The 13173-nt window shown below is 62.0% G+C and carries 12 protein-coding genes; 1 reads left to right on the forward strand and 11 read right to left on the reverse strand.

Going from position 1 to position 13173, the window contains the following annotated elements; translation table 11 throughout:
- Positions 1 to 44: 44 nt before the first annotated feature.
- The 11 genes from smc to ACLBWT_RS00710 form a co-directional block, all read right to left on the reverse strand.
- A complete protein-coding gene (smc, locus tag ACLBWT_RS00660) occupies positions 45 to 3623 on the reverse strand; it encodes a chromosome segregation protein SMC (protein ID WP_447661193.1) in 3579 nt (1192 codons plus the stop codon).
- Positions 3624 to 3767: 144 nt separating this feature from the next.
- The gene (gene rnc, locus ACLBWT_RS00665; protein WP_447661194.1) at positions 3768 to 4472 is read right to left on the reverse strand and encodes a ribonuclease III; all 705 of its coding nucleotides are present in this window, start codon (positions 4470 to 4472) and stop codon (positions 3768 to 3770) included.
- Entirely contained in the window at positions 4462 to 5703 is a 1242-nt protein-coding gene (fabF, locus tag ACLBWT_RS00670; protein ID WP_447661195.1) for a beta-ketoacyl-ACP synthase II, read from the reverse strand. Before fabF ends, rnc begins: the two co-directional genes overlap by 11 nt.
- A gap of 305 nt (positions 5704 to 6008) precedes the next feature.
- Positions 6009 to 6242 carry an acyl carrier protein gene (gene acpP, locus ACLBWT_RS00675; protein ID WP_021880976.1) on the reverse strand — a complete coding sequence of 78 codons (234 nt, stop codon included), beginning with the start codon at positions 6240 to 6242 and terminating at the stop codon, positions 6009 to 6011.
- A gap of 196 nt (positions 6243 to 6438) precedes the next feature.
- Positions 6439 to 7188: a 3-oxoacyl-[acyl-carrier-protein] reductase gene (fabG, locus tag ACLBWT_RS00680; RefSeq protein ID WP_447661196.1), complete on the reverse strand. Its 750-nt coding sequence runs from the start codon at positions 7186 to 7188 to the stop codon at positions 6439 to 6441.
- A 76-nt stretch (positions 7189 to 7264) separates the two neighbouring features.
- Positions 7265 to 8200, reverse strand: coding sequence for an ACP S-malonyltransferase (gene fabD / locus ACLBWT_RS00685; RefSeq protein WP_447661197.1), 936 nt, complete (start codon positions 8198 to 8200; stop codon positions 7265 to 7267).
- A gap of 54 nt (positions 8201 to 8254) precedes the next feature.
- Positions 8255 to 9241, reverse strand: coding sequence for a beta-ketoacyl-ACP synthase III (locus ACLBWT_RS00690; protein WP_447661198.1), 987 nt, complete (start codon positions 9239 to 9241; stop codon positions 8255 to 8257).
- On the reverse strand, positions 9238 to 10239 hold the full coding sequence (gene plsX / locus ACLBWT_RS00695; protein ID WP_447661199.1) for a phosphate acyltransferase PlsX: 1002 nt from the start codon (positions 10237 to 10239) through the stop codon (positions 9238 to 9240). Before plsX ends, ACLBWT_RS00690 begins: the two co-directional genes overlap by 4 nt.
- A 1-nt stretch (position 10240) precedes the next feature.
- Positions 10241 to 10822, reverse strand: a complete 582-nt coding sequence (fapR, locus tag ACLBWT_RS00700; protein WP_447661659.1) for a transcription factor FapR — start codon at positions 10820 to 10822, stop codon at positions 10241 to 10243.
- Positions 10823 to 11037: 215 nt separating this feature from the next.
- Positions 11038 to 11211 carry a 50S ribosomal protein L32 gene (gene rpmF / locus ACLBWT_RS00705; RefSeq protein ID WP_021880971.1) on the reverse strand — a complete coding sequence of 58 codons (174 nt, stop codon included), beginning with the start codon at positions 11209 to 11211 and terminating at the stop codon, positions 11038 to 11040.
- A gap of 55 nt (positions 11212 to 11266) precedes the next feature.
- A complete protein-coding gene (locus ACLBWT_RS00710) occupies positions 11267 to 11770 on the reverse strand; it encodes a YceD family protein (RefSeq protein ID WP_447661200.1) in 504 nt (167 codons plus the stop codon).
- 134 nt (positions 11771 to 11904) lie between these two features.
- On the opposite strand from ACLBWT_RS00710, the gene ACLBWT_RS00715 reads away from it, so the two are divergent.
- Positions 11905 to 13170 (forward strand): nucleotidyltransferase, encoded by a 1266-nt coding sequence (locus ACLBWT_RS00715; RefSeq protein ID WP_447661201.1) that lies wholly within the window; start codon positions 11905 to 11907, stop codon positions 13168 to 13170.
- Positions 13171 to 13173: the final 3 nt, after the last annotated feature.

Consider the following 13173-nt stretch of genomic DNA (forward strand, 5'->3'; position numbering starts at 1 on the left):
GTCGAGGCGGGCAGCCATGCGGCTGCCGACCTTTCTTGGGCCATTCAGGCCGATACGGCCGCATCCTCGTCCTCAAGCCGCACCGATACGAGCTTGGAGACGCCGCCCTCCTCCATCGTGACGCCGTAAAGCACGTCCGCTTCCTCCATCGTGCCTTTGCGGTGGGTGACGACGATGAACTGGGTCAGCTCCGAGAACTCCCGCAAATACTGGGCGAAGCGGGCGACGTTGGCCTCGTCGAGCGCCGCCTCCACCTCATCGAGCACGCAGAACGGAACGGGCTTGACCTGAAGGATGGCGAACAGCAGCGCGATCGCGGTAAGCGCCCTCTCGCCGCCGGAGAGCAGCTGCAGGTTCTGCAGCTTCTTGCCCGGAGGCTGGGCTACGATGTCGATGCCGGTCTCGAGCACCCGTTCAGGATCGACGAGCACCAGATCGGCGCGTCCTCCTCCGAACAGCTTGGAGAATACGACGACGAAGTGGCGGCGAATCTCCTCGAAGGTGATTCGGAAGCGCTTCGACATCTCCTCGTCCATCTCTCGGATGACTTCATAGAGAGTCGCCTTCGCCTCGACCAGATCCAGCCTCTGGGCATCCAGAAATTCATAGCGTTCCCGAACCCGCTGGTACTCTTCGATGGCGCCGAGGTTGACTTCGCCGAGCGAGGCGATGCGCCGCTTCAAGTCGCGCACCGCCGTCTGCACTTCGGCGGCTTCTCCCGCCATGGAATAGCGGGTTTTGGCCAACTCGTAGCTGAGGCCGTATTCCTCGCTCAGCTTGCGGAGAAGGTTGTCCAGCTCCACATCGAGCCGGTTGACGGCGATTTCCGTCTGCCGGAGCTGCTCCTCGACGCGCTTCAGTCCGCTGCGCTGCTCGCGGGTTTCGCTTTCGCCCAGCTCAAGCTCCTTGCTCTTGTCCGCGCGCGCCGATCGCTTGAGATCCGTCTGCGCGGAGCATTCCTCCTTGCGCAGCCGCAACCGGTTGAGCTCCTCGATCTGCTTCACCGACTCGGCTTCGAGAGACTCCTGCTCTTGAAGCCGGTCGCGCAGGGCAGCCTCCAGGGAGGCCGCTTCCGACCGCGCCCTTCCGCTGTCGCCCTTGATCCGGTTCAGCACATCCTGCACGGCAAGCCGCTCCTGGTCCGCCTTCGCGACCTGGATCTTGAGATCGGTCAGCTGCCCCTGCAGCTCCTCCTTGGCCGACTCGCTCGCCTTGCGCCGCTGCTCCGCCATCGCGATCGCTTCCTGCAGGCCCGCTTCGCGTATGCCCAGCTCATCCAGCCGGCTCGCGGCTTCCGCTGCGGCCTGGTCCAGCTGGCGCAGCTCCTCTTCATTGCCGCTGCGGTCGGAACTGAAGACCGCGCCTTGTTCGGCAAGCGCTGCAGCCTCGCTCGTGACATGCTGCAGCTCCGTGCGCCGCTGCTGCTCCTGCACGTTCAGCCGCTCCGCCGTCTCCCGATGCTCGTCCCGAGTTTGGGCGGCGATCGACGCTTCCTTGCGCAAGTCCGACTGTTCCCCCCGAAGCCGATCGATCTGCTTCTGCATGTCGGAGGCTTCCATGTCCAGCTGCTCGATCTGCCGCTGGCGGCCGAGCAGGCTTGCGCCTTTCTTCTGGAGACTGCCCCCGGTCATGGAACCGCCGGCATTGACGACGTCGCCTTCCAGCGTCACGACGCGGAAGCGGTAGCCGCAGCGGGCTGCGATCCGGTTCGCACATTCCAGATTCTCGGCCAGAAGCACGTTGCCGAGCAGATTGTTCACGATATTCTCGTATCGCGGCTCGCAGCCGACCAGCTCGGCGGCAACGCCGATGTAGCCTTCCATCGATGCGGCCTGGCGCTTGTCCTGCTCGGGCACCGATCTCCCCTTGATCACATCGAGGGGAAGGAACGTCGCCCTTCCAAGCTGACGCTGCTTCAGGAATGTGATAGCCGCGCGCGCCGTCCGTTCGTCCTGCATGACGACATGCTGCAGCGCTCCGCCCAGAGCCGTCTCGACGGCGGTCTCGATCCGCTGCGGCACCCGGACGAGCTCGGCTACGGCACCGTGCACGCCTTCGAGTCCTCCGGAAGAGCGCCGCGCAGCCTTGAGCACCTCGCGGACGCCGTGCATGAAGCCGTCGAGCGCATCCTGCATTTCCTTCATCGTATCCCGGCGCGAGGTGAGCGCCTCCAGCCGCTGCTCCCATTTGCGCAAGGCGGAACCGGCTTCCTCCTGCAGACGCTGGATTTCCTGGACCCGCTGGGATTGCTGTATGTATTGGTTCCGAACGGACTCCAGCTCCTGCACCGTCCCCTTGAGCGAGAGCTCCAGCTCGGCCCTGCGGCTCTCCAGCCGCTCCGAACTCTCCTGCCATTTGCCCTCTTCGCCGCCAAGACGATCCATTCGGCGCTGGAGCGATTCCTTCTGCTGCTCGGAATAGCGGATTTCGTTGCGCAGCTGGGCCATCGTGCTCAGCACTTCCAGCAATTCGCCCTTGAGCGATTCGCCCGCTTCGGTCGACGTGCCCCCGGCGACTCCCGCCAGGCGGCCTTCTTCTCCCTGCATGCGGCTGCGGAGATCGATGAGGACAGCCTCCAAGGCGCTTGCCTTGGCCCGGATCTCCTCTTCCTCCGCGGCCATCTGCTCTTGGCGGCCGCGCAGCGATTCCAGCGATTGCTCCAGCTGGACCCTGTTGCCGTCCAGATTGCGGCGGCGCTCCTTGAGCACCTCGCCATACCCTTCGCATTTCTCGTAATCCTCGCTGTACTGCAGCATCGCCGCATGCAGCTCCTCCAGCTGCGATTCCAGCTCCCGCAGCTGCATGCGGTCCTTCTCGAGCAATGCATCATGCTTGCTGACGACAGAGGACAGCTCCAGCTCCTCCTTGCGGAGAACTTCGAGCTTCGCATTGTTCTCGTTCCAGCCTTGATGCACCTGGTCGATCTGATGGACATACAAGCCGATCTCGCTGCTCTTGAGCTCTTCCTTGAGAGCCTTGAACTGGATCGCCCGCTCCGACTGCTCCCGCAGCGGCTCGACCTGATCCTCCAGCTCCGAGACGAGGTCGTAGATGCGCAGCAGGTTGCTCTCGGTGTCGTCCAGCTTGCGCTGGGCTTCCCGCTTGCGGGATTTGTACTTCACGATGCCGGAGGCTTCCTCGAAGATGCCGCGCCGGTCCTCCGAACGGGTGCTGAGGATTTCCTCGATGCGGCCCTGGCCGATGATGGAATAGGCTTCCTTGCCGATGCCCGTATCCATGAACAGTTCCGTAATATCCTTGAGCCGGCAGGACTGGCGGTTGATCATGTATTCGCTGTCGCCGCTCCGGTGCACGCGCCTGGTCACCGTCACTTCCTGATGCTCGAGCGACAGCGTGCCGTCCGAGTTGTCCAGCGTAAGCGAGACCTCGCCGTAATTGACCGCCTTGCGGGCATCGCTTCCGGCGAAGATGATGTCCTCCATCTTGCCGCCGCGCAGGCTTTTGGCGCTCTGCTCGCCGAGCACCCACCGGATGCCGTCGGAAATATTGCTCTTGCCGCTGCCGTTAGGACCGACGACGGCGGTAATGCCGCGCACAAACTCCATTTCGGTTTTGTCCGCAAAGGATTTGAAGCCCGATAATTCAATCCGTTTCAACAACATGGATAGCGGTTCACCTCTTGTGGCTATTGTACCATACGGCAGGGCGGCTGGTCAGCGTGCTTGATGCATGGGCGCCTTCCATAGACAATAAAAAAAGCCCGGGCACCTGAAATGACGGTGCCGGGCCCTGGATGGCTGGCGGTGCTAATCGGCCTGCGGCTCCGAAACAGCCTGCCAAGCCTCCTCAGCGGCCTTTTGCTCCGCTTCCTTCTTGGTGCGTCCGATGCCCCGCCCGCGAATCTCCTCGCCGACAAGGACATGAACGACGAACTCCCGGTCATGGGCCGGACCGCGCTCCTCGGCAACGCGATACTCAACGCCGCCAAGGGAAAGGTTCTGCACGCGCTCCTGCAGCTTGGACTTGTAATCCTTGCCGGAGAGGCCCTCATTGCCTTCCAGCCTGGCGAACATCACCCGGCGGAGAAAGTCCCTGACCGCGTCGACCCCGGCGTCCAAATAAAGCGAGCCGACAAACGCTTCGAACAGATCGGCCAGCAGCGCAGGGCGCTGCCTGCCGCCAAGCTGCTCTTCGCCTTTGCCCAGACGGACGAACGAGCCGAAATCAAGCCGCTCGGCGAATCTGGCCAGCGAAGGCTCGCAGACGATCGCCGCCCGCATCCGGGTGAGATCCCCTTCCGGGCGCTCGGGATAAGTCTGGAACAGATGCTCGGACACGAGCAGCTGAAGCACGGCGTCGCCTAGAAACTCGAGCCTTTCATTATCTTCGGTTACGGTATCGCGATGTTCGTTCACGTAAGAAGTATGCGTGAAGGCCTGTCTGAGCAGCTGGGGTTTGGCGAAGGCGAGGCCTAGCTGGCGCTGCAGGTCCTGGAATCGCTCACGCTTCATATTTCTTCATGATGATCGTCGCGTTGTGGCCTCCGAATCCGAAGGAGTTGGACAGCGCCGTGCGGACATCCGCCTGGCGCGGAACGTTGGGCACGTAGTCCAGATCGCATTCCGGATCCTGATTGTCGAGGTTGATCGTCGGAGCGATGACTCCGTTCTGCAGCGTCAGCGCCAGGATGACCGCCTCAACGCCGCCTGCGGCGCCGAGCAGATGTCCCGTCATCGACTTGGTGGAGCTGACGGCGACTTTGTAGGCATGCTCTCCGAACGTATTCTTGATCGCCGTCGTCTCGGATTTGTCGCCGACCGGCGTCGACGTGCCGTGCGCATTGATATAATCGATGCTCTCCGGCTCCAGCTTGGCGTCGCGCAGCGCCATCTTCATGCAGCGGGCCGCTCCGTCCGGATCCGGCTCCGTCATATGATGGGCGTCTCCGCTCATGCCGTAGCCGATCACTTCCGCATAGATATGGGCTCCTCGCGCCTCGGCATGCTCCATGGATTCCAGGATCAGGACGCCTGCGCCTTCGCCCATGACGAATCCGTCGCGGTCGACATCGAATGGACGGCTTGCCTTCTGCGGCTCGTCATTGCGTACCGACATGGCGCGCATGGAGCAGAAGCCGGCCATCGCCATCGGGCGGATCGTGGATTCCGCGCCGCCGCAGATCATGACATCGGCGTCGCCGCGCTGGATCATCTTGAACGAATCCCCGATCGTATGGGTACCCGTCGCGCATGCCGTTACCACGGTCGTATTGGGACCCTTGGCGCCGGTTGCCATCGATACTTGGCCGGAAGCCATGTTCGCGATCATCATCGGAATGAAGAACGGGCTGACGCGCTTAGGCCCTTTCTCCAGCAGCACGCTGTGCTGGTCTTCCCAAGTGCCGAGGCCCCCGATGCCGGAGCCGACCATGACCCCTGTGCGCTCGGCATCGCTGTTCTCGCCGATGCGCAGGCCGGAGTCTTCGACAGCCTTGAGGCTCGCCACGACAGCCAGCTGGACGAAGCGGTCCATGCGGCGCGCTTCTTTCCGGTCGAGACCGTAGCTCTCCGGGTCGAAGCCTTTGATTTCGGCCGCGATCTTGGTCGGGTATTCGGAAATATCGAATGATTCGATTTCCGATACGCCGGATTTGCCTTCCATCAGGCTGCTCCAGAACTGCTCTTTGTTGTCGCCAAGGGCAGTCAATACGCCCAAGCCTGTTACTACCACTCGTTTATTCATTCAATTCACCTCGGAGAACGGCAATGTGGACGGCTCGTCTTGCGCCGTCTTGCAACTATATCTATCCATCAGCATACGGGCCGTGCGCCGCTTCGTAGCGGGCTTGACCATCGCAGCTGCAGCATGCAGGTTAGTGAGTTCGGATATGGCGCCTCGGTCCCGATCCGGGACGAGCGCATGTGCGGATAACGTTTGGAGAATCAGGGAGAGAATGGCCGCCGATCAAACGGCTTGAAGGGGCCGCGGGATAATCATGCGGTGATGAAGAGAGAAGTCCCGTCGTGAAACGGGACTCTCGTGGACAATTACGTATGAGATTGTATGTAATTGACTACTTCTCCCACCGTCGTGATCTTCTCCGCATCTTCATCAGAGATTTCCAGGTCGAATTCATCTTCAAGCTCCATGACGAGTTCAACGACGTCTAACGAGTCAGCGCCGAGGTCATCCTTGAAAGAAGCTTCGAGGGTAACTTCCGCCTCGTCTACGCCAAGACGATCCACTACGATGCGTTTGACGCGATCCACTACTTCGGACATCCGGTTCACCTCCTCCATGGTATTATACGAGAATCCAATTTAAAATGCCAGACCGCAAACGTTTCCTTGCCGCCGGCGGCCGCTTTCCGCCCGGAAGGCCAGGACAGCCCCGGTCTGTCGGCTTGCCCCGTCCCGCCAGGCGCGTGGAATGCCCGCCGATCGCCGGCAGCGACTTATCATTGCCCGAATGCTGTCATTACATGTACATGCCGCCGTCGACATGCACCGTCTGGCCGGTCATATAAGAAGCCTCCGACGACGCCAGGAAACGGACGGCAGCCGCGATATCCTCCGGCTTGCCGAGACGGGCGAGCGGAATGCCGCCCATCATGGAGCCTTTGACGTCCTCGGGAAGCTTGTCCGTCATTTCCGTCTCGATGAAGCCCGGAGCGATGCAGTTCACCGTAATTCCGCGCGAGCTCAGCTCGCGGGCGGCGGACTTGGTGAGGCCGATGACGCCGGCCTTGGCGGCGACGTAGTTGGCCTGACCCGGATTTCCCATCGCTCCGACAACGGAAGAAATGTTGATGATCCGGCCCGAACGCTGCTTCATCATCGGACGGGTAACGGCTTTGATGCCGTTGAAGACGCCCTTCAGATTCGTTTCGATGACCTGGTCGAACTCCTCTTCCTTCATCCGCATGATCAGGTTGTCGCGCGTGATGCCGGCGTTGTTGACGAGGATGTCGAGCTTCCCGAAGGCGTCCAGGACGGACTTGACCATTTCGTCGAACTCGGCGGCCTTGCCTACGTTGGCTTTGAGGATCACCGCTTTGCGGCCGAGGGCTTCGATAGCGGCTGCCGTTTCCGCAGCCGCCGCCTCGCTGCCGGAATAATTGACCGCGACGTCGGCGCCGGCCTCTGCCAGAGCGATCGCGATCGCGCGGCCGATGCCGCGGGAAGCGCCTGTCACGAGGGCCGTGCGGCCCGTCAAATCTGCAAACATGGCGTGTTCCTCCTATCTAAATGACTGCTGATGCTGCCGACGCAGGCATGAGCCTGACGCCGCTGCAAGCTGTATTCTAGGCAAGCTCCTGAATCGCGGCCGCAAGCGAATCGGCGCCGTTCACGTTGATGACGCGAGCTCCGCGGTCCGTCTTCTTGATGAGCCCCGCCAGGACGGTGCCCGATCCGATCTCGACGAATGTGTCCACACCCTCGGCGATCAGCATCCGGACCGTATCTTCCCACAGCACGGGAGAATAGACCTGCTCCACCAGCAGCCTGCGGATGTCGACGGCCGCCTGCACGGCTGCCGCGTTCACATTGGCGACGACAGGATACTGCGCGTCCTTGAACTCCACCTGCTCCAAAACCTCGGCCAGCCGCACGGCTGCAGGCTTCATCAGGGAGGAATGGAAGGGGCCGCTCACTTCGAGCGGAATCGCCCGCTTGGCTCCGGCCTCCTTGACCCTCTCTACAGCTGCCGCAACGCCCTCTGCGCTGCCCGACACGACGATCTGTCCCGGACAGTTGACGTTGGCCAGCTCCACCGGCTTGCCTTCGGCCGTGATCGAAGCGCACAGCTCCGCAAGCGGTCCGCGCTCGGCGCCGAGGACGGCCGCCATGGCTCCCTGTCCTCCAGGAACGGCCTGCTCCATGAACTCGCCTCTGGCGCGAACGGTGCGGACCGCATCGGCGAAGCCGAGCGAGCCTGCGGCCACCAGCGCACTGTATTCGCCAAGGCTGTGGCCCGCGGCATAAGCCGGCATAATGCCGGACTCCCGAAATGCTTCCAGAAACGCCACGCTCGTCGTCAGCAGCGCGGGCTGCGTGTTGGCCGTCTGCTTGAGAGCCTCGTCAGGGCCGTTGAATATGATATCGGACAGCGGGAAGCCCAGTGCCGCGTCGGCTTCGTCGAATACGGCTTTGGCGCGGGCATTGGACTCGTACAGATCCCGTCCCATGCCGACTGCCTGAGCTCCCTGCCCCGGAAATACAAACGCGATTTTGCTCAAAGATGCTCCTCCGATCAAATGGTTTCCTTCACGGAAATTCGCTGAAAGGCTTGCTTACCAGACCAGGACCGCCGCTCCCCAAGTAAGGCCGCCGCCGAAGCCCACCATGAGCAGCGTGTCTCCCTCGGATACTCTGCCTTGCTCGACGGCGTCGCAAAGGGCGAGCGGAATCGATGCGGCGGACACGTTGCCGTAGCGGTCGAGGTTGATGACGGCCTTCTCCTCCGGCAGGTCGAGCCGGTTCAGCGCCGCCTGGATGATGCGGATGTTGGCCTGATGCGGAATGAGCAGGTCGATGTCCTGCTTGGTCAGGCCGGCTTTGCGCAGAGCGTCGTCGGCTGCGGCGCCCATGACCCGGACTGCGAACTTGAAGACGTCGTTTCCGGCCATCTTGAGGAAATGATGCTTCTCCTCGACCGACTCCGCCGTGGACGGAATGCGCGATCCGCCTCCGGGAATCTTGAGCAGATGCCCGCCGGAGCCGTCCGAGCCGAGATCGAAGGACTTGAAGCCGCGGCCGGCCGGCACTTCGCCGAGCACGACAGCGCCCGCTCCGTCGCCGAACAGGATGCATGTATTGCGGTCCGTGTAATCCGTAATCCGCGAGAGGCATTCGGCCCCGACGACCAGCACTTTCCTGTACATTCCGGTCGCCACCATGTTGGCTGCCGTCGCCAGGCCGTAGATGAAGCCCGAGCATGCGGCGGACAGGTCGAAAGCGGCTGCGCGCTTGGCGCCGAGCCGATCCTGGAGCAGGCTGGCCGTGGACGGGAAGAACATGTCCGGGGTGACCGTCGCCACCACGATCAAGTCCAGGTCCTCGGCCGTTATGCCCGCGCTGTCAAGCGCCTTGACGGAAGCCTCGTAGGCGAGATCGGAGGTCGCCTGGTCCGGCGCCGCGATGCGGCGTTCACGCATGCCGGTGCGGGTGACGATCCACTCGTCGTTCGTTTCCACCATCTGTTCGAGATCTTTATTGGTCAACACTCGTTCCGGAACGTATTTGCCCGTACCGATAATACCGACTGGGATTAGATTCATGATAAGTCCTCTTTTCCGCTGATTTCCGCGGCTACCGTCTCGATAAGGCCGGCTTGCAGCGCGGTCCGGGCTATCCGGACCGCGTTCTTGACGGCGGCCGCATTGGAGGAGCCGTGGCATTTGACGACAAGGCCGTTCAAGCCGAGAAGCGGAGCCCCCCCGTGATGGGAGTAGTCCATCTTGTCGCGAAGGCCCTTGAGCCCCGGCATCATGATGGCTGCGGCAAGCTTCGTCATCAGGGACTTCGTGAAGGCCCCCTTGATCTCCTTCATGACGGCGCCTGCCGTGCCCTCCATCGTCTTGAGCAATATATTGCCGGCGAATCCGTCGCAGACCAGGACGTCGCAGTTGCGCTGCATGACGTCCCTGGATTCCACGTTGCCGATGAAATGCACGGGCGCCGCCTCGATCAAGCCGTAGGCAGCCTTCGTCAGCTCGTTGCCCTTGGAAGCTTCGGTGCCGACGCTCAGCAAGCCGACGCGCGGCCGCTCGATGCCTTCGACCTTGGAGCGGTAAATGCTCCCCATCACCGCATACTGCATCAGATGCTCCGGCTTGGCATCCATATTGGCGCCGAGATCCAGAGCGAGCACGCCCTTATTGTCCATCGTCGGCAGCACGGTCGCCAGCGCAGGCCGCTCGATTCCGGGCATGCGGCCGACGACAAGCAGGCCGGTTGTCATCAAGGCGCCCGTATTGCCGGCCGACAGCATGGCATCGACGGAATTTTCCTTCAGCATCCGTCCGGCCACCACCATCGAGGCGTCCTTCTTGCGGCGGACCGCTCTTACCGGCTCTTCGTCGCTTCCTATCTTCTCGGATGCATGCTGAACCGTCAGATTGGCCGCCGACTGCCCCCCAAGGGCAGCCTCGATCGCAGCCTCATCCCCCACCAGCAGGATTTCCGTATCCGGCCACTGGCGGGCCGCTTCCAGCGCGCCAAGCACGATCTGGCCGGGCGCATGGTCGCCTCCCATCGCATCGATGGCAATTCTCACGCTATTCTCCTCCTTCTGGCGCGGCCGCTTCTCCCCCCGAACGATGGATGACGAAATGGCCTTCGAAAACCATCTCGTCTCCGACATAGGAGAATACTTCCACCTTCGCCTTGCTCCGCTGCCCTGTATTGGAGCGGACGTACGCTTTGGCGATGCACTTCTCCCCCAGCCGGACGGACCGGAGAAAACGGATATCGGCGGTAGCCGTCAAAGCGATCTCGTCGTTGATCACGGCGACGGCAAGCGAGTTGGCCTGGGCGAAAATATGATGGCCCCTTGCAATGCCGGTCCGAGAGAACGAATGCTCCTCGCCGATTTCGAACAGGGAAATTCCGCTTTTGTCGAGCTGCAGGTCCACGATCTCGCCGATGACCTCGTCCAGCGGAAGCGAACGCACGGAATCGTAGGAACGCTCGGCCATCAGCTTCATCCGCTCGCGCAGCTCCGGAATGCCGAGCTCCATCCGGTCCAGCCGGATCGTCTGTATGCTTACTCTAAGCAGCCTGGTCAGCTCCCGGTCCGTGGCGAACGGGTTGTCGTTCAACAGGCCCAGCAGCTGCTGGTGCCGCTGCTTCTTCGGCAGGCGCTCGATACCGCCACCACCTTCGACCGTCTCATTTTTAACACCTGGTACCAATTCAGTATATAGAAAATCGCCGATGGCCGCAATGGACTCCCCGCACCCTGCCGCCAGACGGCATTGCAAGGCGCACAGCGCCTGCCCCCGGGCAATAAAAAACGCTCCGCCACAGAGGCGGAGCGCTTCGAGAATGTCCCCGTGACGGGAACGGCAAGAGACTACTGGGAAATAACCTCTTTGGTTTTGTAGTATCCGCATACTTTGCAAACATGGTGAGCCAGCTTGAGCTCTCCGCACTGCTCGCATTTCACCATGCCCGGCACTGCAAGCTTGAAGTGCGTGCGGCGTTTGTCGCGGCGGGTTTTGGACGTTCTACGTTGTGGTACTGCCATTGTCTAACACCTCCTTAAAAGAATGGGCGGCTTCCGCCGACAATCATGCCAAGTCCTACTCCAGAAGCTTCTTAAGCGCCTCGAACCTCGGATCGATCTTATCCTGGGAACAGCCGCATGATTGCTCGTTGAGATTGATCCCGCAATCCGGACAAAGCCCCTTGCAGTCGTCGCTGCACAGCGGAGACATCGGAAGATAGAGAAGCATGGTGCCCTCGACATAAGGCTTCAGGTCGACCTTGTCCTCACTTACGATGATCAGATCTTCGTCCTCGTTGATGTCCTTCACCGCGGAAACATGGGCAAACCGTTCTTCGATCGGAATGACGATATGCTCCTCGGTCGGCTCCAGGCATCGGGAACAAGCCATTGTGAGATCGGCGCTCAGCTCTCCGCTTACCTGCGCGGTCCCGTCGAAAGGACGGACGGCAAGGCTGGCGCGAAGCGGACTAGCGGACAGGACGTCCTTGCGGTCGCCCAAAAGCTCCTGCATGTCCAGCTCTTCGTTGAAGCTGTGCTCGACCCCTTTGGAAACAACTTCCATAACACGAAATTCCATAAGATCACTCCAAACAAACAAAATTTATTATATCGAGCGCGGGAACCATTTGTCAACCAAAAGCCCACCGATTACCGCTCGGGACATTTCATGCTATAGTAAAGCGGAAATCTGCCGATTTGTCGAGGTGTATTATGCGCACAACTGGTCTTATCGTCGAGTATAACCCTTTTCACAACGGCCATGCCTATCATTTGCAAAAATCCGTAGAGGCCGCGGGCGCCGATGCCGTCGTCGCCGTCATGAGCGGCCATTTCCTGCAGCGCGGCGAACCCGCGCTCATGGACAAGTGGGCGCGTGCGCGCACCGCTCTGCTCGGAGGCTGCGACCTCGTGCTGGAGCTTCCGCTCGCCTATTCCGTGCAGCCTGCCGAATGGTTCGCGCACGGCGCCGTCGCGGTGCTGGAGTCGACCGGCGTCGTCGACGCGTTCTGCTTCGGCAGCGAGAGCGGAAGGCTTGAGCCGCTGAGCCGCGCAGCCGGTCTGCTGGCGGACGAGCCGGCCGAATTCCGCTCCCTGCTGCGCCATCGTCTCGGAGAAGGCGCGCCTTATCCATCCGCGTATTCCTCCGCCCTGATGGACTATATGGCCCTATCCGGAGACGCCGCCGATCTGGGCCTGGCTCCGGAGGAGCTTGCGCTTCCGAATCAGACGCTCGGCCTTCACTACCTGATCGCCTTGCGGCGGCTGAAGGGACGGATGGAGCCGCTTACGATCCGCCGCGAAGGAGCCGGCTACCACGATCCGGTAGCGGAATCCGGCTCCATCGCAAGCGCGACCGCCCTCAGGAAAAAGCTCTCCGCAGGAAGCAGCCTCTCCTCGCTTGCGCCGTTCGTGCCTCCCGGCACGATCGAGGTGCTGGAGCGCGAATGGCAGGACGGAAACGCTCCGCGCTCCTGGGACGATTATTTCCCCCAGCTGCTGCATCGAATCCTGACCGGAACGCCGGCTTCGCTCGCAAGCATCCTCGGCATGGGCGAGGGACTCGAGCATCGCCTGCTGTCAAGCCTTCGGCAGCTGCCAGCCGCCGGCATGGAGGCGCTGCTGCAGGCGATGAAAACGAAGCGCTACACGAGAACCAGGCTCCAGCGCGCCCTGCTCGGCGTGCTGCTGGACCTGCGCAAGGACGAGCTGTCTCCCGAACGGCTGAGCGGGGGGCCGGGCTACATCCGCGTGCTCGGCTTCACCCCCAAAGGCCGGGAGCTGCTGGCGCGGATGAGGCGCTCCGCTTCGGCGCCCGTTCTGCTCAGCGCCGCGAGAGCTCCGCAAGGGCTCCCCATGCTGGAGCTGGACGTGCGGGCGACAGCCGTGTACGCTTCCGCCGGCCGCGGCGGAATGGCCCCGCCAGGGCCGAAAGAGCTGTTCCGCGACTATTACGAGCCTCCCGTCCGTCTGGAGTGATCT

The organism is Paenibacillus sp. D51F, from assembly GCF_053345695.1.

Bases quoted from the DNA above. Each gene is read 5' to 3' on its own strand.
- ACLBWT_RS00710 (WP_447661200.1), bottom strand. From the start codon at position 11,770: ATGGAATTTCGTGTTATGGAAGTTGTTTCCAAAGGGGTCGAGCACAGC.
- ACLBWT_RS00715 (WP_447661201.1), top strand. From the start codon at position 11,905: ATGCGCACAACTGGTCTTATCGTCGAGTATAACCCTTTTCACAACGGC.
- rpmF (WP_021880971.1), bottom strand. From the start codon at position 11,211: ATGGCAGTACCACAACGTAGAACGTCCAAAACCCGCCGCGACAAACGC.
- rnc (WP_447661194.1), bottom strand. From the start codon at position 4,472: ATGAAGCGTGAGCGATTCCAGGACCTGCAGCGCCAGCTAGGCCTCGCC.
- fabF (WP_447661195.1), bottom strand. From the start codon at position 5,703: ATGAATAAACGAGTGGTAGTAACAGGCTTGGGCGTATTGACTGCCCTT.
- ACLBWT_RS00690 (WP_447661198.1), bottom strand. From the start codon at position 9,241: ATGAATCTAATCCCAGTCGGTATTATCGGTACGGGCAAATACGTTCCG.
- smc (WP_447661193.1), bottom strand. From the start codon at position 3,623: ATGTTGTTGAAACGGATTGAATTATCGGGCTTCAAATCCTTTGCGGAC.
- fabG (WP_447661196.1), bottom strand. From the start codon at position 7,188: ATGTTTGCAGATTTGACGGGCCGCACGGCCCTCGTGACAGGCGCTTCC.
- acpP (WP_021880976.1), bottom strand. From the start codon at position 6,242: ATGTCCGAAGTAGTGGATCGCGTCAAACGCATCGTAGTGGATCGTCTT.